The organism is Dokdonella fugitiva (assembly GCF_014138265.1).
In the GTDB taxonomy this organism is placed as follows: domain Bacteria; phylum Pseudomonadota; class Gammaproteobacteria; order Xanthomonadales; family Rhodanobacteraceae; genus Dokdonella_A; species Dokdonella_A fugitiva_A.
Genome location: NZ_JACGXL010000002.1, coordinates 217,576 through 236,852, shown reverse-complemented (window position 1 = coordinate 236,852; position 19,277 = coordinate 217,576). Strand labels below are relative to the sequence as shown.

Annotated in this window: 16 protein-coding genes, 1 tRNA gene and 1 pseudogene; 15 read left to right on the top strand and 3 right to left on the bottom strand. The window is 72.2% G+C overall.

Annotated elements, in window-relative coordinates; genetic code table 11:
- The 9 genes and pseudogenes from FHW12_RS07235 to FHW12_RS07195 all read left to right on the top strand — a co-directional run bounded on the left by FHW12_RS07235 (position 1) and on the right by FHW12_RS07195 (position 10,682).
- Positions 1 to 762 carry an ABC transporter permease gene (locus tag FHW12_RS07235; RefSeq protein ID WP_182530340.1) on the top strand — a complete coding sequence of 254 codons (762 nt, stop codon included), beginning with the start codon at positions 1 to 3 and terminating at the stop codon, positions 760 to 762.
- A 133-nt stretch (positions 763 to 895) separates the two neighbouring features.
- A pseudogene (locus FHW12_RS07230) lies at positions 896 to 1,507 on the top strand (ABC transporter ATP-binding protein); the annotation flags it as partial.
- Positions 1,504 to 1,782, top strand: coding sequence for a hypothetical protein (locus tag FHW12_RS07225; protein ID WP_182530338.1), 279 nt, complete (start codon positions 1,504 to 1,506; stop codon positions 1,780 to 1,782). The pseudogene FHW12_RS07230 and the gene FHW12_RS07225, both read left to right, overlap by 4 nt.
- Before the next feature lies 1 nt (position 1,783).
- Positions 1,784 to 4,408, top strand: a complete 2,625-nt coding sequence (locus tag FHW12_RS07220; RefSeq protein WP_182530337.1) for a glycosyltransferase — start codon at positions 1,784 to 1,786, stop codon at positions 4,406 to 4,408.
- A gap of 13 nt (positions 4,409 to 4,421) precedes the next feature.
- Positions 4,422 to 5,999, top strand: a complete 1,578-nt coding sequence (locus FHW12_RS07215; protein ID WP_182530336.1) for a glycosyltransferase family 2 protein — start codon at positions 4,422 to 4,424, stop codon at positions 5,997 to 5,999.
- Entirely contained in the window at positions 5,996 to 7,036 is a 1,041-nt protein-coding gene (locus FHW12_RS07210; protein WP_182530335.1) for a GDP-mannose 4,6-dehydratase, read from the top strand. Before FHW12_RS07215 ends, FHW12_RS07210 begins: the two co-directional genes overlap by 4 nt.
- A 106-nt stretch (positions 7,037 to 7,142) precedes the next feature.
- A complete protein-coding gene (locus FHW12_RS07205; protein WP_182530334.1) occupies positions 7,143 to 8,291 on the top strand; it encodes a glycosyltransferase family 4 protein in 1,149 nt (382 codons plus the stop codon).
- 28 nt (positions 8,292 to 8,319) lie between these two features.
- Positions 8,320 to 9,714: a S1C family serine protease gene (locus FHW12_RS07200; protein ID WP_182530333.1), complete on the top strand. Its 1,395-nt coding sequence runs from the start codon at positions 8,320 to 8,322 to the stop codon at positions 9,712 to 9,714.
- On the top strand, positions 9,702 to 10,682 hold the full coding sequence (locus FHW12_RS07195) for an FHA domain-containing protein (RefSeq protein ID WP_182530332.1): 981 nt from the start codon (positions 9,702 to 9,704) through the stop codon (positions 10,680 to 10,682). The genes FHW12_RS07200 and FHW12_RS07195 overlap by 13 nt, the downstream gene beginning before the upstream one ends.
- Positions 10,683 to 10,706: 24 nt before the next feature.
- Here the strand turns inward: FHW12_RS07195 and FHW12_RS07190 are convergent, their stop codons facing one another.
- The 3 genes from FHW12_RS07190 to FHW12_RS07180 form a co-directional block, all read right to left on the bottom strand.
- Positions 10,707 to 13,388, bottom strand: coding sequence for a C25 family cysteine peptidase (locus FHW12_RS07190; RefSeq protein ID WP_182530331.1), 2,682 nt, complete (start codon positions 13,386 to 13,388; stop codon positions 10,707 to 10,709).
- 84 nt (positions 13,389 to 13,472) lie between these two features.
- Positions 13,473 to 14,234: a zinc-dependent peptidase gene (locus FHW12_RS07185; protein ID WP_182530330.1), complete on the bottom strand. Its 762-nt coding sequence runs from the start codon at positions 14,232 to 14,234 to the stop codon at positions 13,473 to 13,475.
- 72 nt (positions 14,235 to 14,306) lie between these two features.
- Positions 14,307 to 14,681, bottom strand: coding sequence for a hypothetical protein (locus FHW12_RS07180; RefSeq protein WP_182530329.1), 375 nt, complete (start codon positions 14,679 to 14,681; stop codon positions 14,307 to 14,309).
- A gap of 267 nt (positions 14,682 to 14,948) precedes the next feature.
- Here FHW12_RS07180 and FHW12_RS07175 point away from each other — a divergent pair, with 267 nt between their 5' ends.
- From FHW12_RS07175 to FHW12_RS07150, 6 genes are all read left to right on the top strand, one after another.
- Positions 14,949 to 15,953, top strand: a complete 1,005-nt coding sequence (locus FHW12_RS07175; RefSeq protein WP_310735176.1) for a biotin--[acetyl-CoA-carboxylase] ligase — start codon at positions 14,949 to 14,951, stop codon at positions 15,951 to 15,953.
- Positions 15,950 to 16,711, top strand: coding sequence for a type III pantothenate kinase (locus tag FHW12_RS07170; RefSeq protein WP_182530328.1), 762 nt, complete (start codon positions 15,950 to 15,952; stop codon positions 16,709 to 16,711). The genes FHW12_RS07175 and FHW12_RS07170 overlap by 4 nt, the downstream gene beginning before the upstream one ends.
- Positions 16,712 to 16,826: 115 nt before the next feature.
- A complete protein-coding gene (locus FHW12_RS07165) occupies positions 16,827 to 17,486 on the top strand; it encodes an SPOR domain-containing protein (protein WP_182530327.1) in 660 nt (219 codons plus the stop codon).
- Positions 17,487 to 17,553: 67 nt separating this feature from the next.
- A tRNA-Thr gene (locus FHW12_RS07160) sits at positions 17,554 to 17,629 on the top strand.
- Positions 17,630 to 17,718: 89 nt separating this feature from the next.
- Positions 17,719 to 18,585, top strand: coding sequence for a protein-disulfide reductase DsbD domain-containing protein (locus tag FHW12_RS07155; protein WP_182530326.1), 867 nt, complete (start codon positions 17,719 to 17,721; stop codon positions 18,583 to 18,585).
- Between the two features lie 40 nt (positions 18,586 to 18,625).
- Positions 18,626 to 19,231, top strand: a complete 606-nt coding sequence (locus FHW12_RS07150; RefSeq protein ID WP_182530325.1) for a redoxin domain-containing protein — start codon at positions 18,626 to 18,628, stop codon at positions 19,229 to 19,231.
- Positions 19,232 to 19,277: the final 46 nt, after the last annotated feature.

Genomic DNA, 19,277 nt, shown 5'->3' with positions numbered 1-19,277 from the left:
ATGCGTCTCCACCTCGTCGAACTCGTCCTGTTCAGCACCTATGCCGAGTTGCGCGCCGAAGCCGCGCGCAGCTACCTCGGCTTGATCTGGTGGGTGCTCGAGCCGGCGATGATGATGGGCGCGTTCTGGCTCGTGTTCGACGTGATCCTCAAGACCGGCGGCCCCGACTACGTGCCGTTCCTGCTCATCGGCATGACGCTGTGGCAGTGGATGAAGTCGTGCATCACGCACGGCGGCTACGCGATCTGGGGCAGCCTGCCGATGGTGCGCCAGGTGCGACTGCCGCCACTCGTGTTCCCGCTCATCGCGATGCTCTCGGACACGGTCAAGTTCGCCTGCATCTTCGTGTTGCTGGTGGCGATCCTGTGGGCGCTCGGCTATCCGCCGAACGCGGCGTACTGGGCATTGCCGATCGTGTTCGCCGCGATCTTCCTCGCCGCCGCCGGCGCCGGTTTCGTGATCTCGGCGCTGGTCCCGCTCGTCCCCGACCTGCGTTTCGTGATCGAGCAGGTGCTCATGGTCGTGATGTTCCTGTCCGGCGTGATCTTCCCGCTCGACAAGGTGCCCGAGCACCTGCGCTGGGTCATGGCGCTCAATCCGGTCGCGGTGGTCATGGACGACGCGCGCGGCATCCTGCTGCACGGGCAGCTGCCGAACTGGACCGGCCTGTCGAAGGTCGCGCTCATTTCCGTCGTGCTGTGCGTGGTCGGCTTGCTGTTCGTGCAGCGCCTCGCGCCGCGTTTCCCGAAGCTCGCGAGTTGACGATGCCGAAGAATGCCCCCGCATGCGCGAGGCCCGCGTGAACGACGTCGTGATCGAACTCGACCGCGTCGGCGTCGCCTTCAGTTCGCAACGCAGCATCGGCGGATCGCGCTACTGGGCACTCGAAGACGTCAGCTTGCGGTTGCGTCGTGGCGAACGCCTCGGCGTGATCGGCCGCAACGGTGCCGGCAAGAGCACGCTGTTGCGCGTGCTCGCGGGCATCCTCGTGCCCGATCGCGGCGCGATCCGGCGCGGCGGTGTATCGTGCCAGCTCATGTCGCTCGCACTCGGTTTCGTACCGCACCTGTCCGGCCGCGACAATGCGATCCTGTCGGGTCTGCTGCTCGGCCTGCGCCGGCGCGACATCGTCTCGCGGCTGCCGGCGATCCGCGATTTCTCCGAACTCGGCGACTTCTTCGAGCAGCCGATCGCGACCTATTCCGCCGGCATGAACCTGCGCCTCGCGTTCTCGGTCGCGATCCAGGTGGAGCCCGACGTGCTGCTCATCGACGAGGTGCTGTCGGTCGGCGACGCCGAGTTCCAGGAGAAGTCCGGCGCCGCGCTGCGCGCGCGCATGGGCGAAGGCCACACCGTCGTGCTGGTCAGCCACGACGAGAAGCAGATCGCCGATCGCTGCGATCGCGTGCTGTGGATCGAACACGGGCGCAGCGTGCTCGAGGGGCCGCGCGACGAAGTGTTCGAGGCCTATCATCGCGACCTGCACCATCCGCCGGAGGCGGCGTGAATGCCGCGGCGCCCGAGGCGGCGCGCCTCGAGGCACTCGCCGCCCGCCTTGGCCTCGAGCCGCACGCGCTGTTGGTCCTGTTCGCGCGGCGCGCGGCGCAAGCAGGGCAGCCGTTCGACCGCGAGCGGTTGCAGCTCGAGATCGAGCGCCTGCGTGACGCGCCGGCCGCGATGCAAGCCGCTGCTGCGCTCGCCCGGCTCGGTCCTGGCGCGTACGCGCTCGACGACATCGACAACGCGCTCGGCATGATCTGGGCGGACGTGGCGGAGCGTTGACGTGCGCGGCGCGGCCCTGATCGTGCTCGCCTGGAACCAGTGGACGACCACGCGCCGCTGCCTCGACTCGCTGCTCGCGACCGCGCCGCATGCAGCCGAAGTCATCGTCGTCGACAACGGCAGCAGCGACGAGACGCCCGCCGCGCTCGCCGCCTATGCGGGGCGCGTGCGCATCGTCACGCTGCCGGACAACCTCGGTTTCGTGCGCGGCATGAATGCCGGCATCGCCGCTGCACGCGCGGACGACGACGTCGTCCTGCTCAACAACGACCTCGTGTTCATCCAGGCGGACTGGCTCGAACGCCTGCGCGATGCGGCCTATGCGGCGCCGGAGTACGGCGTCGTCGGCTGCCGCCAGCTCGGCCCCGAAGCGGAGGGACGCCTCTATCACGCGGGCGGCTTCATCGAAGCCGACGAGCTGCGCGGCCATCAGGTCGAGACCGGTCCGTTCGAGCGCGACGTCGCCCAGTTCGACAGGACGCGGCGCGTGCAGGGCGTCGCGTTCGCGCTCGCCTACCTGCGCCGCGACTGCCTCGACCGCATCGGCGCGCTCGACCCGATCTTCCACAGCTATTTCGAGGACACCGATTACTGCCTGCGCGCCGCCGACGCGGGCATCGCGACGATCGTCGCCGGCGCGGTCACGCTGCACCACCACCAGCACGGTTCGACGCGCGACGACGGCGGCTTCCGCCGCCGCCTGTGGGATGCGAGTCGCGCGTCGTTCGCCGGGCGCTGGCAGGAGCGGCTGCGTGCGTCGTATCGCGGCGACGTCGCCTGGCATGGCGCCGCGCGCCTGCCGTACGCCGATGCCCATCTCGCGCACGCGTTCGTGCGGCGCCTCGACGCGCGCGGCCTGCGCATGACGCGGCCGACGTCGGCCGCGGAGATCGCTCCCGGCGACGATTTCAGGCTCGACCTCGCTGCCCGGCGGCGCGCGCGTCCGCCGATCGATGCGGCGGTCGTCTGCGGCGGCGCCGCCGCACCGGCGTACGCGCGCGTGCGCGTCGGCCTGCGCTGCGGCGAATGGGAGCGCGTGCCCGACGGCTGGGCTGCAGCAGCGCGCTCGCTCGACCTGCTGCTCGTGCCCGACGCGTTCCAGCGCGACGCGTTCCGCGCCGCCGGCGTCGACGCGCCGATCGAGATCCTGCCGCCCGGCGTCGATCGCGACTACTGCCATCCGCGCGTGCCTGCGCCGCGCGACCCGGCCGGACGGCTGGTGTTCCTCGCCGTCGTCGACGCGTACGGACGCGACGCGCCGGACCGTCTCGTGCGCGCGTTCCGCGCCGCGTTCGATCGCGACGAAGCGGTCGCACTGCTCATCCACGTGCGCCCCGGCGCCGAAGCGTTCGCGATCGCCGACGCACTCGCGCCGCTTTGCGCCGGCGACGCGCGCATCCGCCTGATCGTCGACTGGATGCACCCGTGGTACCAGCGCGCGCAACTGCTTGCGGGCGCCGACGTCTATGTATCCGTGCGCCGCGGTGGCGGTTGGGATCCGTACGCGGCGGAAGCGCTCGCCTGCGGCAAGCTGCTCGTCGCCGCCGACTTCGGAAGCCAGGCACAACTCGCGCGCACGCATGGTCGCGCGGTCGCCAGCGGGCGCGTCACCGACTCCGCGAGCGGATCGCCGTGGGCCGAGCCCGATCACGATGCGTTCGTCGCGGCATTGCGCGACGTGCACGACCAGCACGAGGAGCGACTCGCGCGCGCGCGGCGCGAGGCCGACGCGTTCGCGCGTGCGCACGACGTCGAGGCGAGTGCGGACCGGCTCGCCGCGCGCATCGGCGAACTCGCGGGCCTGCCCGCACCCGCTCCGGTTCCGCGGCCGCATCGGCCGATCGACCTCGCGCGCGCGGCGAGCGGGCAGATCGTCGTGCTCGGCATGCATCGCTCGGGCACGTCGAGCGTCGCCGGTCTGCTCGCGCGCATGGGTGTCGCGGCAGGTCCCGCGGACGACCTGCTGCAGGGACCGGACAACCCGAAAGGACACTACGAATCCGCGCGCCTGCACATGGCCTGCGTGCGTCGCCTCGCGGCCGCGGGAGGCGACTGGCGCGATCCACCCGACGCGGCGCCGCCGGCCGCGATCGACGCATTCCGCCGCGAGGTCGGCGCGCTCGTCGAGGAGTTCGATGCGCAGCGGCCGTGGCTGTTGAAGGAGCCGCGCCTGTGCCTCGTCGCGCGCGAGCTGCTGCCGTTGCTGACACGGCCGCTGTTCGTGCACGTGGTGCGCGATCCCGTCGCGGTCGCCGACTCGCTCGCCGCGCGCGACGGTTTCACACCTTCCGCGGCCCTCGCGTTGTGGGAGCGCTACACGCGCGACGCGTTCGAATCGAGCCGCGGCTGGCCGCGCATCGTCGTCGACTACGACGCGTTGTGCGTCGCCCCCGAGGTGGAAGCGCGCCGGTTGTTCGACGCGCTGCGCGCGGCCGGCATCGCCGGCGTCGCGATGCCGTCGGTCGACGTGCTGCGCGACTGGATCGAGCCGAACACGCAACGCGTGCGCGCGCCGGGCGCCGTGCCGAGCGCGGCGCAGCGCGCGCTGCAGGCCGCGATCGCCGACCGCAGCATCCTCGATGCCGCGTCGGTCGAGGCACGCATAGTCGTGCCGCGGAGCGCCTGATGCCGGAGGGCGCATGATGTTCGGCCTGCTGCGACGCGCGAAACCGGTGCCGCTCGCGCCGCTGCTCGACCTGCACTGGGATGGTCGCGAGCTGCGCCTCGCGTGCACGCCCGGCGCGCTCGTCGAGGTCGCGCTCGAACTCGACGGCTGCCATTTCACGAGCCTGGTCCCCGACGCGCAGGGCGTCGCGCGCTGCACGTTCGCATTCGCGCCGTCCGGCACGGATACGCTCGAACTGCTGCCGCGTGCCGGGCGCGACGGCGCCGCGCTCGCCGCGGGCCCCTTGCGCCTCGAGTTCGGCAAGGCCGGCCTCGTCGCGGTGTCCGCCGGATGGCGCCGCTCGCCGCTCGCGCCGCTGGCGGCGTCGCGCCTCGTGCCGTTCGGCCGCGACGTCGCCGCGCGCGAAGTCGCCGTGGTCGTGCCGGTGCACGATGCGCCCGCACTCGTCGAACGCTGCCTCGCGGCGCTGCGCGGGCACGTCGACGCCGCGACGCGCGTGATCGTCATCGACGACGCAAGCCGCGATCCGGCGATCGCGCCGCTGCTCGAGCGCGCGGCGGGCTTCGCGCGCGTGCTGCGCAACGAGGTCAATCGCGGTTTCACCGCGACCGCTAACCGCGGCATCGCCGAGGCCGACCGCGCCGACGTCGTGCTGCTCAACGCGGACACGGAAGTCGGCCCCAACTGGCTCGCCGGCCTGCGCCGCGCCGCGTACGCGGCCGACGACGTCGCCAGCGCGACCGCGGTGTCCGACAACGCGGGCGCGTTCTCTGTGCCCGAACTCGAACGCTACAACGCGCTGCCCGACGGCTGGACGACCGAACACGCGGCGCGCGCGGCATGGCACGACGCCGGCCTCGCCTATCCGGAGCTGCCGACCGGCAACGGCTTCTGCATGTACCTGCGCCGCGACGTGCTCGACGCGGTCGGCGTGCTCGACGAGGCCGCGTTCCCGCAGGGCTACGGCGAAGAGAACGACTGGAGCCAGCGCGCCGCGCAGCGCGGCCTGCGCCACGTGGTCGCCGGCAACGTGTTCGTGCGCCATGCGCGCAGCGCGAGCTTCGGCGACGAGCGGCGCGCGACGCTCGGCCGCGCCGGCATGGCGGTACTGCGCGAACGCTGGCCGCGCTACGAAGACGACGTCGCGCGGACGCTGTACTCGTACGAACGCCGCGTGCTCGACTGGCGCGTCAGGCGCATCCATGCCGACGCGCGCACCGAAGCCGCGCCGCTGCGGCGCCTGCTCTGGGTCGGCGCGGGTGCACCGGCATGGCGCGACGCCGAGGTATGGAACCTGCGCGCGAACCGCGCGCGCAACGAGCTCCTGCATGCCGGCAAGGTGGTCGCCGCGAGCGCGTGGATCGCGCACGACCCGGAGCCCTCGTACCGCGCGTTGTGGGACTGGCTGCAGCTGCACGCGATCGAGGCGCTGCTCGTCACCGAAGCGCGCGACTCCGTCGCCGAGATCCTCTGTGGCCTGCTCGGCGTTCCGCGGCTGCGCATCGCCGCGCCGTTCGGCGAGAGTGCCGCGGCGGCGCTGCGCACGGCAGAATGGCTGCCTCCCGCGCGCCTGCCGAGCGATTCCCGATGAACCCGATCCGACGCGCCCTCGTCACCGGCCTCAGCGGCCAGGATGGCGCACTGCTCGCCGCGCGCCTGCTCGGCGCGGGCGTCGACGTCGTCGGCACGCATCGCCCCGGCAGCGACGCGCGCGGCTGGCGCCTGCGCGAGCTCGGCATCGATGGCGACGCGCGCTTGCGCGCGGTCGCACTCGACCCGCGCGACGGCGACGCCTGCGCGCGGCTCGTCGCCGACGTGCAGCCGGACGCGCTGTTCCATTGCGCGGGGCAGTCGCGCGTCGCCGATTCGTTCCGCGACCCGCGCGAGAGCGCGGAGGCGAACGGCACGAGCACGCTGCATCTGCTCGAAGCGGTGCGTACGCGCGCGCCGGCCGCGCACTTCGTGCTCGCCGCGAGCGCGGAGATCTTCGGTGCGCCCCAGGCCGCACCGCAGGACGAATCGACGCCGCTCGCGGCCCGCTCGCCGTACGGGTTGTCGAAGCTGTACGCGCATGCCGCGGTCGGCGCGTGGCGTGCGAGCTACGGTCTGCGCGCGTCGAGCGCGATCCTGTTCAACCACGAATCGGAGCTGCGCGACGAGGCATTCGTCACGCGCAAGCTGAGTCGCGCGGTCGCGCGCATCGCGCTCGGCCGCGAGCGCGACGTCGCGCTCGGCAACCTCGATGCGCGCCGCGACTTCGGCTACGCGCCCGACTACGTCGCGGCGATGGCCGCGATCGCCGCACGCGCGGATGGCGCCGACTTCGTGCTCGCGACCGGCCAGGCCGCGAGCATCCGCGATTTCGCCGGCGCGGCGTTCGCCGCCGCAGGCATCGCGCTGGACTGGTCCGGCGACGGCCTCGACGAGGTCGGCGTCGAGCGCGGCAGCGGACAGGTGCGCGTGCGCGTCGACGCCGCGTTCTTCCGCCCCGTCGACGCGCCATTGCTGGTCGGCGACGCCGCCAAGGCGCGCCGCGAACTCGGCTTCACGCCGAGCGTCGACCTTGCCGGCCTCGCGCGCCGCATGGTCGAAGCCGATCTCGCCCGCGAGCGTGTGGCTTCGATATGAATCAAGAGCTTGAAACACGGAACACACGGAGAGACACTCCTTCAGTTCTTCCTCCGTGCGCTCCGCGTTCCAATCTTTCGCGCTTCCTTCGAAAAGCGGCGAACGCATGCGGGTGATCTTCAACGTCGATGCGATCACCGCACCGCTGACCGGGATAGGCCGCTACGCGCTCGAGCTCGCGCGCGGGCTCGGTCGCCACGCGGACGTCGACGCGCTGCGCCTGTACTCGGCCTACCAGTGGGTCGACGATCCCGAGCACGCGCTCGGCGCGAACCGCACGATCGCCGCGGTGCGCCGCCACGTGCCGTTCAAGGGTGCGGCGCTCGAGCTGTACACGCGCATGCGCTCGTCGCTGTTCCGCCTGCACACGCGCGGCATGCGCGACTGGTTGCTGCACACGCCGAACTACGTGCTGATGCCGTTCGACGGCGTGTCGCTGACGACCGTGCACGACCTGTCCTGGCTCAATCATCCCGAGACGCATCCGCCCGAGCGCGTGCGCTTCCTCGAGCGGCACCTGCCGCGTTCGCTCGACCAGGCCGCCGTGGTGTTCACCGACTCGCGCTTCATCGCCGACGAGATCGTCGCCAAGCTCGGCGTTCCGCGCGCGAAGCTGCGCGTCGTGCCGCTCGGCGTCGATGCCGCCTACCGGCCGCGCGCGCGGGTGCAATGCGCGGCCGCGCTCGCGCGCCACGGCCTCGACGGACTCGACTACCTGCTGGTCGTCGCGACGCAGGAGCCGCGCAAGAACCTCGCGCGCCTCGCGCGCGCGTATGCGGCGTTGCCGACGACGCTGCGCCGGCGTCACCCGCTCGTCGTCGTCGGCGCGCGTGGTTGGCTCAATGCGGACCTCGAGCGCGCGCTGGCGTCGCTCGAGGCCGCGGGCGAAGCACGCCGGCTCGGCTACGTCGACGAAGCCGAATTGCCGCTGCTGTATGCAGCCGCGCACGCGTTCGCGTTTCCGTCATTGTACGAAGGCTTCGGCCTGCCCGTGCTCGAAGCGCTCGCGAGCGGCGTGCCCGTGCTGACCTCGGCCGGTTCGTCGCTGGCGGAGATCGTGCGCGGCGACGACGGCGACGTCGCGCTCTGCGTCGACCCGCTCGACGAAGCAGCACTGCGCGACGGCCTCGCGCGCGTGCTCGAGGACGACGCGTGGCGCACACGCGTCGTCGACGCCGGCGTCGCGCGCGCGGGCGGCTACAGCTGGTCGCGCTGCGTCGACGAAACGGTCGCGGTCTATCGCGAGGTGCTATAGGCTGCGACCATCATTGCTGGAGTCGCCGATGGATCGTGCCATTCGCCGGCGCCTGCTCGTCCCGCTGCTGTGCGCGTTCCAGATCGGAATCGCGTCGGCGCAACAGGAGCCGGCGCCACGGCTGCAACCGCAACCGCAACCGCCTACGCAGGCTGCGGCCGCCGCGACGCCGGCCGACGCGCCGGTATCGGCCGCCGCCGAACGCGTCTATGCCCAGGTGCGGCCGAGCCTGCTGCAGATCCGCACGCTGGTCGCCGCCGCCGGGCGGCAGTCGTCGATCGGCTCGGGCTTCCTCGTCGGCGCCGACGGCCTGGCGGTGACGAACTACCACGTCGTCTCGCAGTACGCGCTCGAGCCGAAGACCTACCGGCTCGAGTTCAAGCGGCCGGACGGTGGCGAGGGCGCTCTCGAGCTGCTCGCGATCGACATCGCCAACGACCTCGCGGTCGTGCGCGTCGACGGCAAGGACCTGCCGCACCTCGCGTTCGATCCGCGCGCGGTCGACGGCGAGCTGCCGCGCGGCGAGCGCGCGTACGCGATGGGCAATCCGCTCGACCTCGGCTTCACGATCGTCGAAGGCACCTGGAACGGCCTGGTCGAGCGCAGCTACAACGAGCGCGTGCATTTCACCGGTGCGATCAATCCGGGCATGAGCGGCGGCCCGGCCGTCGACACGACGGGTCGCGTCGTCGGCGTGAACGTCGCCAAGCGCCTCGACGGCGAACTCGTGAGCTTCCTCGTGCCCGCGCGCAAGGCCGCCGCGCTGGTCGAGCACGCGCGCAGCGGCCCGCCGATCGGCATCGACGCGGTGCGCGAGGAGATCGACCGCCAGCTGCTCGAGTGGCAGGCGGGTTTCTACGGCGCGCTCGTCGCCAAGGGCTGGCGCTCGACCACGTTCGGACCGTACCTCGCGCCCGAGAGCGAGGCGCCGTGGTTCAACTGCTGGGCGCAGACGAACGCGGAGAAGACGCCGAAGCCGCGCGCGCAGATCGACGGCTCGACCTGCAGCACGTCGAGCGCGCTGTTCGTCGCCGAGGACATCCAGAGCGGCAGCGCGCAGTTCAGCCACGCCTACGTGCGCAGCAGCGAGCTCAACGCGTTCCAGTTCGCGACGTTCGTCTCGCAGCTGCCGATCTATCGCTCCGCCGGCACGACCGGCGCGTGGCAGCGCAAGCGGCTGACGCGGCCCGAATGCGAGGAACGCTTCGTCGCCGCGTCGCCGACCGCGCCGGCGCTGCACGCGATCTGGTGCGCGCGCGCCTATCGCGACTTCGCCGACCTCTACGACGTCGCGCTGACCCTCGTCACGCAGGACCGCGACCACGAGGCGCTCGTCTCGCGCCTGGTCGTGCAGGGCATCGCCTACGACAACGCGCTCGCGCTCGGTCGCCGCTTCCTGGAGGGCGTCGCATGGACGAAGTGACCTGGATCGAGGTGCTGCCGCGCCATCGCGAACACGCGTTGCGCCAGCGCGTGATCACCGATTCGCTCACGCTCGGCCGCGCGTGGGACAACGACATCGTGCTCGACGATCCGCACGTCGCCGCGCACCACCTGCGCCTCGAGCGCGACGAAGGCGGCGGCTGGACCGCGCACGACCTCGGCAGCGTCAACGGCCTGCACGTCGAAGGCGAGCGCGGCCGGCGCGATCGCGTCGTGCTCGCGCCGCACCTGACCCTGCAGGTCGGCCATTGCCTCGTGCGCCTGCATCGCGGCGACGAGGAAGTCGCGGCGGAAGTGCCGTTGCAGCGGCGTTCGCCATGGCCCGCCGCGCTCGTGCTCGTCGCGCTCGTCGTGCTCGTCGCGCTGCTCGAATTGTGGCGTGGCGAAACCGGCGAACCGAAGTTCATCCGCTACGTCACCGGTGCGCTCGCACTGGCGACCCTGCTCGCGTTGTGGACGGCCGCGTGGGCGCTCGTCTCGCGGCTGTTCGCCGGCCACGCGCGCTTCGGCGCGCACCTGCTCGTCGCCGCCGCGGGCGTGCTCGCCTACAGCCTGTACGATCCGCTGTGCGAACTGATCGCGTTCGCGCTGTCGTGGCCGCGGCTCGAGCTGTACGCGTGGGCCGGCGCGTGGATCGCGCTCGCCGCGACCTGCTTCGCGCACCTGCGCGTCGTCTCGAGCAAGCGGCTGCGCCTCAAGGCGGTCGTCGTCGGCGCGCTCGCGACGCTCGCGATCGCGACGCAGGCGCTCACGATCGCCGACCGTCGCGCGGACTGGGGCCAGCCGATCGTGCTGCAGCGGCTCGCGCCGCCATGGCTGCGGCTCGCACCCGCACGCGCACCGGCGGCGTTCTTCGACGGTGCGGCGACCCTGAAGGCGCGCCTCGACGCGGCGCGCAGCGAAGAGCCTGCCGGCGACGATGCCGCGGCGATGATGATGTCCGACTGAGGCGCTCGTGCGTGCGCGCCGCGGTCAGCGCGCGGGTCCGTCGAAGTCGAGGATCGCGATCGTGTCGTCGCGGCGCTGCGACGGCTTCGACGGATGCCACCAGTGCTTCCATGCGGCGGCGAAGCGCGCGCCGATCGAGGGCGGCGATGTGCGCCCCAGTTCGGCGCCGCCGACCGCGTCGCGCCCGCTCGTCGGCGAGGCGGCGTAGATGCGCGCCTGGATCACCTTCATCGCGGCGCCGGCCGGCAGTGGCAGGCGGAAGCGCTCGGTATGCGCGACGTAGCTCGATGTCGCAAGCTTGCTGCCGTCCGCGCCGAGCCAATCGACCGCGACTTCGCCGTCGAACCCGGCCTGCCGGAGATCGACCAGCAGACCCGGGTTCCAGCGATCGTCGTCGAATGCGGCGACGAGGTCGTCGTGCGGCCGCTCGAGCACGACCGCGGGGTCGCCGAGCAGGTTGTACATCTCGACGAGCACGCGGTCCTGCGACTTCTTCTTCGCGCGCACGATCGCTTCGCCGATCGTCGCGCCGGGCTCGAGCAGCTGCGTGATCACGTCCTTGCTGAACGCGGGCGACGGTGAATTGCGCCACGACGCGGCGAACACCGCGATCGCACCCTTGTCCTTCTCGCGCAGGAAGCGCTCGCCGATCGAATCCTCGGTGGGGTTGTCGAACGGCGCCGAATAGCAGGTCATCGACAGCACCATCGGCAGGCGTGCACCGTTGCCGAGCTTCGACACGTCGTCGAGGGTGAACAGGTCGTTGTTCTTGCGCAGGTCCGGTGGCCCGGTGCGCCAGATGTAGCGGCCGCCGTGGCCGATGAAGTGCACGAGCAGGCGGCCGGCGTCGATGCCGTCGTGGATCGCGCGCTGGTGCACTGCGTTCTCGGTGACGTCGGGCTTGGCGTAGACCTTGTCGGTGAGGAAGCCTTCCTTGCCGAGCGCGCCGGCGATCTCGTCCGACGCGCGCTGGAACGTGTCGATCTCGTCGGCGATGAACATCACGTCGCGCCGCCAGGCGCCGAGCTGGGGCTTGGCGATGTAGGCGATCGTCTTGTCGACGATCGCGGCCACCTCTTCCGGCTCGACCACCGGGAAGCGGCCGACCGCGACCACCGGATGCCAGTCGTCGCCGTCGACCGCGCCGAACCAGTTGTCGCTCGCCGACTGGCCTTCCGGCGACGGGTACTGCCAGGTCGGGATGAGGTTGCGGTCGGCGAGCTTCTTCGGCGCGTTCGCGTACGTGCCGCCGGACACCGCGCCGAAGTGGCCGGGGAACAGCAGTTCGCGATCGGTCCACTTCGCGTAGGCGAGGTCGTCGTACGTCTCGTGGCGGATGTCGAAACTCGAATCGCCGACGAGCAGCAGGAAACGCGGCTTCGACGGCCAGCGGTGCCACGCCGCGTCGACGAGGTTGCGGATCGCCTGCGGGTGGGCGATGCCGTGGTTGTACTGGTCGTACACGCTGTCGATGTCGAGCACGGCGACTGACAGCCCGCGCTTGCGGTGGAATTCGGCAAGCGGCTCGATCGCCTCGAGCAGGCGCGGGTGCGCGACGATGAGATAGTCGTAGCCCTGCGCCGGCGCGCGCCACTCCTCGCCACGCACGGCGCGCAGGAACACCGGCTTCGCGAGCGTGCGCGCGGTCGCCGGCAACAGTTCGACGCCGCTCGCCGCCGGCGCGTATGCGTGGCGACGCGCGCCGATCGCGCGCGGCAGGCGCAGCACGCCGTCTTCGCCGTACAGTGCCGGCGCCTCGCCCGCGCTCAACTGCACCGTCGCCGCGGCGTCGGCGCGCACCGACAGCGGGCCTGCGTTCGCGTCGATATCGCCACCGGCCGGATAGCGGGCATCGAGGTAGTTGAACATCACGACGTCGACGGCGACCTGTTTCGCCGCCCACGGCAGCGCGCGTTTGGGCACGCGCATGACGAGCAGGTTGTCGTGCGCCTTCAGCCGCGCGACGGGCAACTCGATCTCGCGCCGGACCTCGTCGCGACCGCTCCAGCCCTGCGCCGCGAGCGGCGCGCCGTTGAGCGTGAGTTCGACGACATGGTCGTCGATCGCTTCGACCACGCCCTTGCGCGGGCGCTGCAGTTCGGACAGGCCGCGGAACGCGAGCGCGAGCCGTGCGTTGCCGCCGTGCGGATCGAGGTCGGCGAGGTCGAAACGCAGCTCGAACGGTTGCGGATCGACGTGGGTCAGCTTCGCCCATTGCCAGACGTCGGGCTCCTCGCCCGGCTTCTGCTGGTTCTGGTCGAGCCGGATCATGAGGTTTTCCTGCTCGAGGTGGACCTGCCGCTCGAGCGCGGCATGCCCTTCGCCCGCCGCCTCGGCGACGCGCATGCGCGCGTGTGCACCGGCGCTCGCGCCGAGCACGTAGACATTGTTCACGGTGTAGGGGTCGTTCCAGCTCTCGGGTCCGTGCAGGCGCGCGCCGATCCACTCGATGCGGTCGCCATCGGCGAAGCGCGCGCTGCGCGCGACGACGTGCAGCGGCACCTCCTTGCCGGCCTGGCTCAGCCACAGGTCGTCCACGGCGCAGTCGGCCAGGCCAGGCTGGGTCGCGACGATCGCGGCATGGTCGAGCGCGTAGACGCCCACCTGCTCGAGTTCGACATGCAGTTCGCCTTCGCAGGCGAAGGCGGACAGCGGGACGAGCATGAGGACGGGCGCGAGCGCGCGCAGGAGGTGTCGGATGGGCATGGAAAGGCGGGTCCGCGAAAGAGGCCCGCGTGTACGACCGAAACGAAGCAGGCTACCGGTCGGACCGCGGCGACGCAACCGAGTTCACGCGCCCGACCCGCCGTAATAGCGCGCGAGCAGCGCGGCCACGGCCGGCTCGGCGCGCGCGAGGCCGGCGGGATCGGAGAAATGCAGTTCGCTGACGACCGCGAAGTACTCGTCCGCGCTCTCCGTCGCGTACGGGTCGATGAAGGTGTCGCGGCCGCGCCCGGCCGCGCGCACGAGGCGGTCGTAGCCGGCCTGCATCGCCGCGATCCACTCGCGTCGCGCGATCGAGGGCGGCAGCGCCGGCACGCCGTTCATCGCGCCGTCGAGCAGGTCGAGCTTGTGCGCGATCTCGTGCGCGACGACGTTGAAGCCGTCGAACGGATGCGCGAGGTCGGTGGCGACGTCGGCCCACGACAGGATCAGCGGCCCGCGTTCCCACGCCTCGCCGATCAGCACGTCCTCGCCTTCGGTGACGACGCCGCTGTGTTCGTCGTGGTGCTCGCGCTTCACGCGGAACTCGCCCGGATACACGATCACTTCGCGCCAGCCGGCGAGCGCGTCGCGGCCGAGGTGCAGCACCGGCAGGCTTGCGAGCGTCGCGATCGCCAGCGCGTGCGCGGGTTCGAGTACGTGGCCGCCGGCGGCACTGAACGACTTGCGGGCAAGGAAGCGCTCGGCGAGCGCACGCAGCGCGATGCGATCGGCGCCGGACACGCGCGCGAACAGCGCGGACGAGGCCAGCAGCGCGTCCCAGGCGGCGTCGGTGATGCGCGCAGGGGGTTGCAGCGCATCGCGCAGCCGGGTCAGCCAGCGCGCCATGCGTGCTCGAGCGTGCGCGGCGGTAGCGACGCGGATGCGCCGGTCAGCGCATGCGCGCGATGCATCCGTCGGTCACTTGATCGCGCCGGGCACCAGCGACTGCCAGCGATAGCTCGGGCGTTTGGGCGTCGCCGCGGCGGGTGCCGACGGATCGCCGCCGGCGATCGGCTTCGGCAGCGGATCGGGCAGCGGCGCCGTCGCGTCCTCTTCGGACTCGCTCTGCGTCGCGCGCGGCGTGATGTCGCTGCCGCGCAGCGCGCGCGCGCCGGTCGAACCGCCGGAGCCGCCGCCACTGTCGATGCGCTCGACCACGGTGGCACCGGCCCTCGCATCGGTCGTGTTGAGCGCGAGCAGGCTCGCGCCGCGAAGCGGGGCGCTCTGCGCGTGCGCGCCCGCGGCGCTCATCGAGCAGCCGAGGACGATGAAGAGGATGGCGGTCTTGTTCATGGCAGGGTTCCCTGGCGGCGCGGCCGAGGAAGCCGCAATGCTCGCACGATCCCGATCCCGACTCCAGTCGGCCTGCCCACAGGAAAGCACGAGCCGTGCCAGTGTCTTTCGGCACGGCTCCGCCAAGGCCGCAGCGCCGCTGACGGTGTCCGTCGGACACTGGCGGACACCCGCGGACAGCCGGCCGGACGCCGCCGCCGGCCGGCTGTCCGCGCCGGCGTCGGCCGCGGCTACACTGCGGGTCCACCCCGCTTCCGACCATTTCGCGTGGCCGAACCCCGCCCCAGCCGATCGACCGCCGCCGCCGAGCCGAGTGCCCGCGCGGTCCTTGCCGAGCTGGGTGCGCACCGTGCGATGTCCGGCAGTGCGCTGGCCGAGCGCCTCGGCGTATCGCGCGCGGCGGTCTGGAAGCAGGTCGAGCGCCTGCGCGAAGCCGGCGTCGAGATCCAGGCGCAGGCCGGCAGCGGCTATCGCCTCGGCGCGCCGCTCGAATTGCTCGACGAGGCGGCGTTGCGCCATACGCTCGCGCCAGCGACACGGCTCGGCGATCTCGCCGTGCACTGGCAGCTCGACTCGACCAGCAGCGAGTTGCTGCGCCGCGCCGAGCACGATCCGCGCGACCTGCTCGCCTGCCTCGCCGAGATCCAGACCGCCGGCCGCGGTCGCCGCGGTCGGCGCTGGCACACGCCGCCCGGCGGCGGCATCGCGTTGTCCTTGCTCAAGCGCTTCGACGCCGGCATGGCCTCGCTCGCCGGACTCAGCCTCGCGGTCGGTGTCGCTGCGGTCGACGCGCTCGCCGCGTGCGGCATCGACGGCGTCGCGCTCAAGTGGCCGAACGATCTCGTCGCGCGTGGCGCCAAGCTCGGCGGCATCCTCGTCGAACTCGGCGGCGACGCGCTCGGCCCGTGCCATGCGGTGATCGGTCTCGGCATCAACCTGCGCCTCGGCGCCGCGGCGGACATGATCGACCAGGCGGCGATCGACCTCGCCGCGCTCGCGCCCGAGCCGTCGCGCACGCGCGTCGTCGCGGGCCTGCTCGACCATCTCGTCGCCGCGCTCGACCGCTTCGCCACGCACGGCTTCGCCGCGTTCGCCGACGCCTACGCGCGCCACGATGCATTGCACGGGCGCGACGTCGACGTCGTGCGCGGTGCCGAGCGGCGCCACGGCGTCGCGCGCGGCATCGACGCGCGCGGTGCGCTGCGCGTCGCGTTCGGCGGTCGCGAGGAGACCGTCGATGCCGGCGAAGTGAGCTTGCGGGTGCGCGCATGAAGCTGCTCGTCGACGTCGGCAACACGCGCCTGAAGTGGGCGAGCATCGCCGACGACGCACGCCTGCGTCCGGGAGGCGTGTTCGCGCATGCAGGCGGCTCGCTCGTCGGCGAGCTGCGTCGCGAATGGGGCGGCCTCGCGCGGGTGGAGGCCGCGTGGATCGCGAGCGTCGTGTCGGCCGCGCGCGAGGAGGAGCTCGCCATGTTCGTACGCGAGCGCTTCGGCCTGCGCGCGCAGTTCGTGCGCAGCCCGGCGGCCGCGCTCGGCGTGCGCAACGCGTACGCCCAGCCGGAGCGCCTCGGCGTCGACCGCTTCCTCGCGCTCGCTGCCGCGCATGCGCGCGATGCGCGGTTGCAGGTGCTGGTCAGCGCCGGCACCGCGCTCACCGTCGATGCGCTCGACGCGGACGGCAGCCATCTCGGCGGCCTCATCGTCGCGAGCCCGCAGGCGATGCGCCAGGCGATCGTCGCGGGCACCGCACGCGTCGACGCGCGCGGCGGCCAGCTGCAGGCGTATCCGCGCTCGACCGCCGACGCCGTCGTGACCGGCTCGCTGTACGCCGCGGCCGGCGCGATCGAGCGCTTCCGCGCGAGCCTCGTGCGCGCGGGCGAGGCGTCGCCGCCGCTGCTGCTCGGTGGCGGCGGCGCCGACGAACTCGAACCGCTGCTCGCGCCGGTCGAGCGCGTGCACGACCTCGTGCTGCACGGCCTCGCGCTGTGGGCGCGCGAGGCCGCCGCGGGCGCTACGCCGGACGGCTAGCCGGCTTCGCCGATCGCGACGCGTCGATCGCGGGCACGCGGGGCGTGCCCATTCGGAATGCGTCCACTAGAATCGGTCGATCCATCCGTCGATCACCGCCTCCCGAACGCTGCCCATGTTCGTCCGCGCCCTGTTCATGCTCCTGCTCGCGCTGAACCTCGGTGGCGCGTGCTGGCTCGCGTTCGCGAACCGGCCGGCCGTGGACGCGGCGCCGGCGACCGATCCCGGCGTGCCGCGGCTCGAACTGCTCGCCGAGCGCGACGGTGACGACCACGCCGAACTCGCGAGCGCGCCGGAGAGCCCGGCCGATCTCGCCAACGACCAGTGCCGCCGCTTCGGCCCGTTCCCGACCCAGGCCGACGCGCGCTCCGCGATGAACACCCTGACCCCGCTGACCAAGCGCATCCGCATGCGCGAGGAGCATGCGACGCAGACGCGCGGCTACTGGGTCTACCTGCCCGCGATGCCGACGCGCGAGCAGGCGCTGTCGACCGCGCGCGCGCTCGCCGGCAAGGGTGTGCACGACTACTACGTCGTCACCGCGGGCGACCAGCAGAACACGATCTCGCTCGGCCTGTTCCGCGACCAGGGCAATGCCGATCGGCGCCGCGCCGAAATCGCCGCACTCGGTTTCGTGCCGAAGGTGAACACGCGCACCGAGGATCTGCCCGTCTACTGGCTCGACTTCGCGCTCGCCGGCGCCGAACCGGCCGACCTCGCGAGCCGCGTCGCCGGCGCGCACGAGGCGCACATCGAGCCGACGCGCTGCCTGTAGCCGCGTGCCGCGGCCTCCGGCGCGCCGCCGGGTCGCCCCGGGTGATGCTGCTAGAATCCGCCGGCGTGCCGCTTTAGCTCAGTTGGTAGAGCAACCGCCTTGTAAGCGGTAGGTCATCCGTTCGAGTCGGATAAGCGGCACCATTCCTTCGTTTCGGCGCGACCTTCGCGCGACGTTACGCATCGCTAACACGCGATCGTCTACCGTGCGCGGATTCGAGGAGCCGACGCCGATGCGCCATCCGTGCGCGTTCCCCTTTTCGCTCCATTGCGGCACCGCGCTCGCGTTCGTCGCGCTTGCGCATGCGGCGTCCGCAGCCGAGACCTCGCCCGAACCGTTGCAGGCCGAGCTCGTCGCCGAACACGCGGCGCTCGTGCCGGGGCGCTCGCTCTCGCTCGGCGTGCGCCTGCGCCATGCGCCGCACTGGCACAGCTACTGGATCAATCCCGGTGACTCGGGCCTGCCGACGAAGCTCGCATGGTCGCTGCCGTCGGGGTATGCGGCGGGCGACGTCGCATGGCCGGTACCGAAGCGCTTCGACGTCGGCGGCCTCTACAACATCGGCTACGACGGCGACGTGCTGCTCCCGGTCGCACTCACGGTGCCGTCCGATGGGACGGTCGGATCGAACGCGCACGTCGCGCTGACCGTGAAATGGCTCGTTTGCCGCGAGGAATGCCTTCCGGGCAAGGCGACGCTCGCGCTCGACCTGCCGGTCGCGCGCGAACTGCCGCGTCCGGATGCGCGCTGGACCGCGGCGTTCACCCGGGCGCGCCTCGCGCAGCCGCAGGCGAGCGCATGGAGCGGCGGCGTGCACGACGACGGTGCGCGCATCGTCGTGCGCCTGGCCGGCGCGGGCCTGCCACCGGCGTCGGTCGCGCTGGATGCGTTCGTCGTGCAGCGCAAGGTGGTCGACAATCGGCCGCCGGCGATCCGCCGCGACGGCGACGCGCTGGTGATCGAGGCGGCACGCAGCGAGTACTTCACGCAAGCGCCGCCGCAGATCGATCTCGTCGTGACCACGACCGACGGCGTCGCGACGCGCGGCTGGCACGTGCGCGTGCCGTACGCGGCCGCCGGAACCGCGCACGCGAACTGAGGTCCGAAAACCCTGTCCTGCCACCGCACGGGAGTCCGCGATGAAACCGATGTTCCTGTTCGCATTGCTTTGCACCGTCGCCACGCCGTTGTCCGCCAAGCCCGTCGTCGGCGAACCCGCGCCCGCGTTCAGCGCGATCGACAGTCACGGCAAGACGCACGCGCTCGCCGACTATGCCGGCAAGACGGTCGTGCTCGAATGGTCGAATCCGGAATGCCCGTTCGTGCGCAAGCACTACGGCGCGGGCAACCTGCAGAAGCAGCAGGGCGATGCGACCGCGCACGGCGTGGTCTGGCTCACGGTCAATTCCGGCGCGCCGGGCAAGCAGGGCCATTTCGACGCGGCCGGCGCGAACGCGTGGATCGCCAAGGTCGGCAGCAAGGCGAGCGCGTACCTCATCGACGGCGACGGCAGGGTCGGCCACGCGTACGACGCGAAGACGACGCCGCACCTCTACGTGATCGATGGTGGCGGCGTGCTGCGTTACATGGGCGGCATCGACTCGATCCAGAGCGCCGACCCCGACGACATCGAGAAGGCGACGCAGTACGTGCCGCAGGCGCTCGCCGAACTCGCCGCGGGCAAGGCGGTCAGCGCGCCGACGTCGGAGCCGTACGGCTGCTCGGTCAAGTACGGCGCGCCCTGACGGACCGCTCAGCCGCGACGCGTACGGCGCGCCTCGAGCACGTCAT

Coding starts and splice junctions, on each gene's coding strand:
- FHW12_RS07235 (WP_182530340.1), top strand. CDS start 1: ATGCGTCTCCACCTCGTCGAACTCGTCCTGTTCAGCACCTATGCCGAG.
- FHW12_RS07215 (WP_182530336.1), top strand. CDS start 4,422: ATGATGTTCGGCCTGCTGCGACGCGCGAAACCGGTGCCGCTCGCGCCG.
- FHW12_RS07210 (WP_182530335.1), top strand. CDS start 5,996: ATGAACCCGATCCGACGCGCCCTCGTCACCGGCCTCAGCGGCCAGGAT.
- FHW12_RS07205 (WP_182530334.1), top strand. CDS start 7,143: ATGCGGGTGATCTTCAACGTCGATGCGATCACCGCACCGCTGACCGGG.
- FHW12_RS07200 (WP_182530333.1), top strand. CDS start 8,320: ATGGATCGTGCCATTCGCCGGCGCCTGCTCGTCCCGCTGCTGTGCGCG.
- FHW12_RS07195 (WP_182530332.1), top strand. CDS start 9,702: ATGGACGAAGTGACCTGGATCGAGGTGCTGCCGCGCCATCGCGAACAC.
- FHW12_RS07190 (WP_182530331.1), bottom strand. CDS start 13,388: ATGCCCATCCGACACCTCCTGCGCGCGCTCGCGCCCGTCCTCATGCTC.
- FHW12_RS07185 (WP_182530330.1), bottom strand. CDS start 14,234: ATGGCGCGCTGGCTGACCCGGCTGCGCGATGCGCTGCAACCCCCTGCG.
- FHW12_RS07180 (WP_182530329.1), bottom strand. CDS start 14,681: ATGAACAAGACCGCCATCCTCTTCATCGTCCTCGGCTGCTCGATGAGC.
- FHW12_RS07170 (WP_182530328.1), top strand. CDS start 15,950: ATGAAGCTGCTCGTCGACGTCGGCAACACGCGCCTGAAGTGGGCGAGC.
- FHW12_RS07165 (WP_182530327.1), top strand. CDS start 16,827: ATGTTCGTCCGCGCCCTGTTCATGCTCCTGCTCGCGCTGAACCTCGGT.
- FHW12_RS07155 (WP_182530326.1), top strand. CDS start 17,719: ATGCGCCATCCGTGCGCGTTCCCCTTTTCGCTCCATTGCGGCACCGCG.
- FHW12_RS07150 (WP_182530325.1), top strand. CDS start 18,626: ATGAAACCGATGTTCCTGTTCGCATTGCTTTGCACCGTCGCCACGCCG.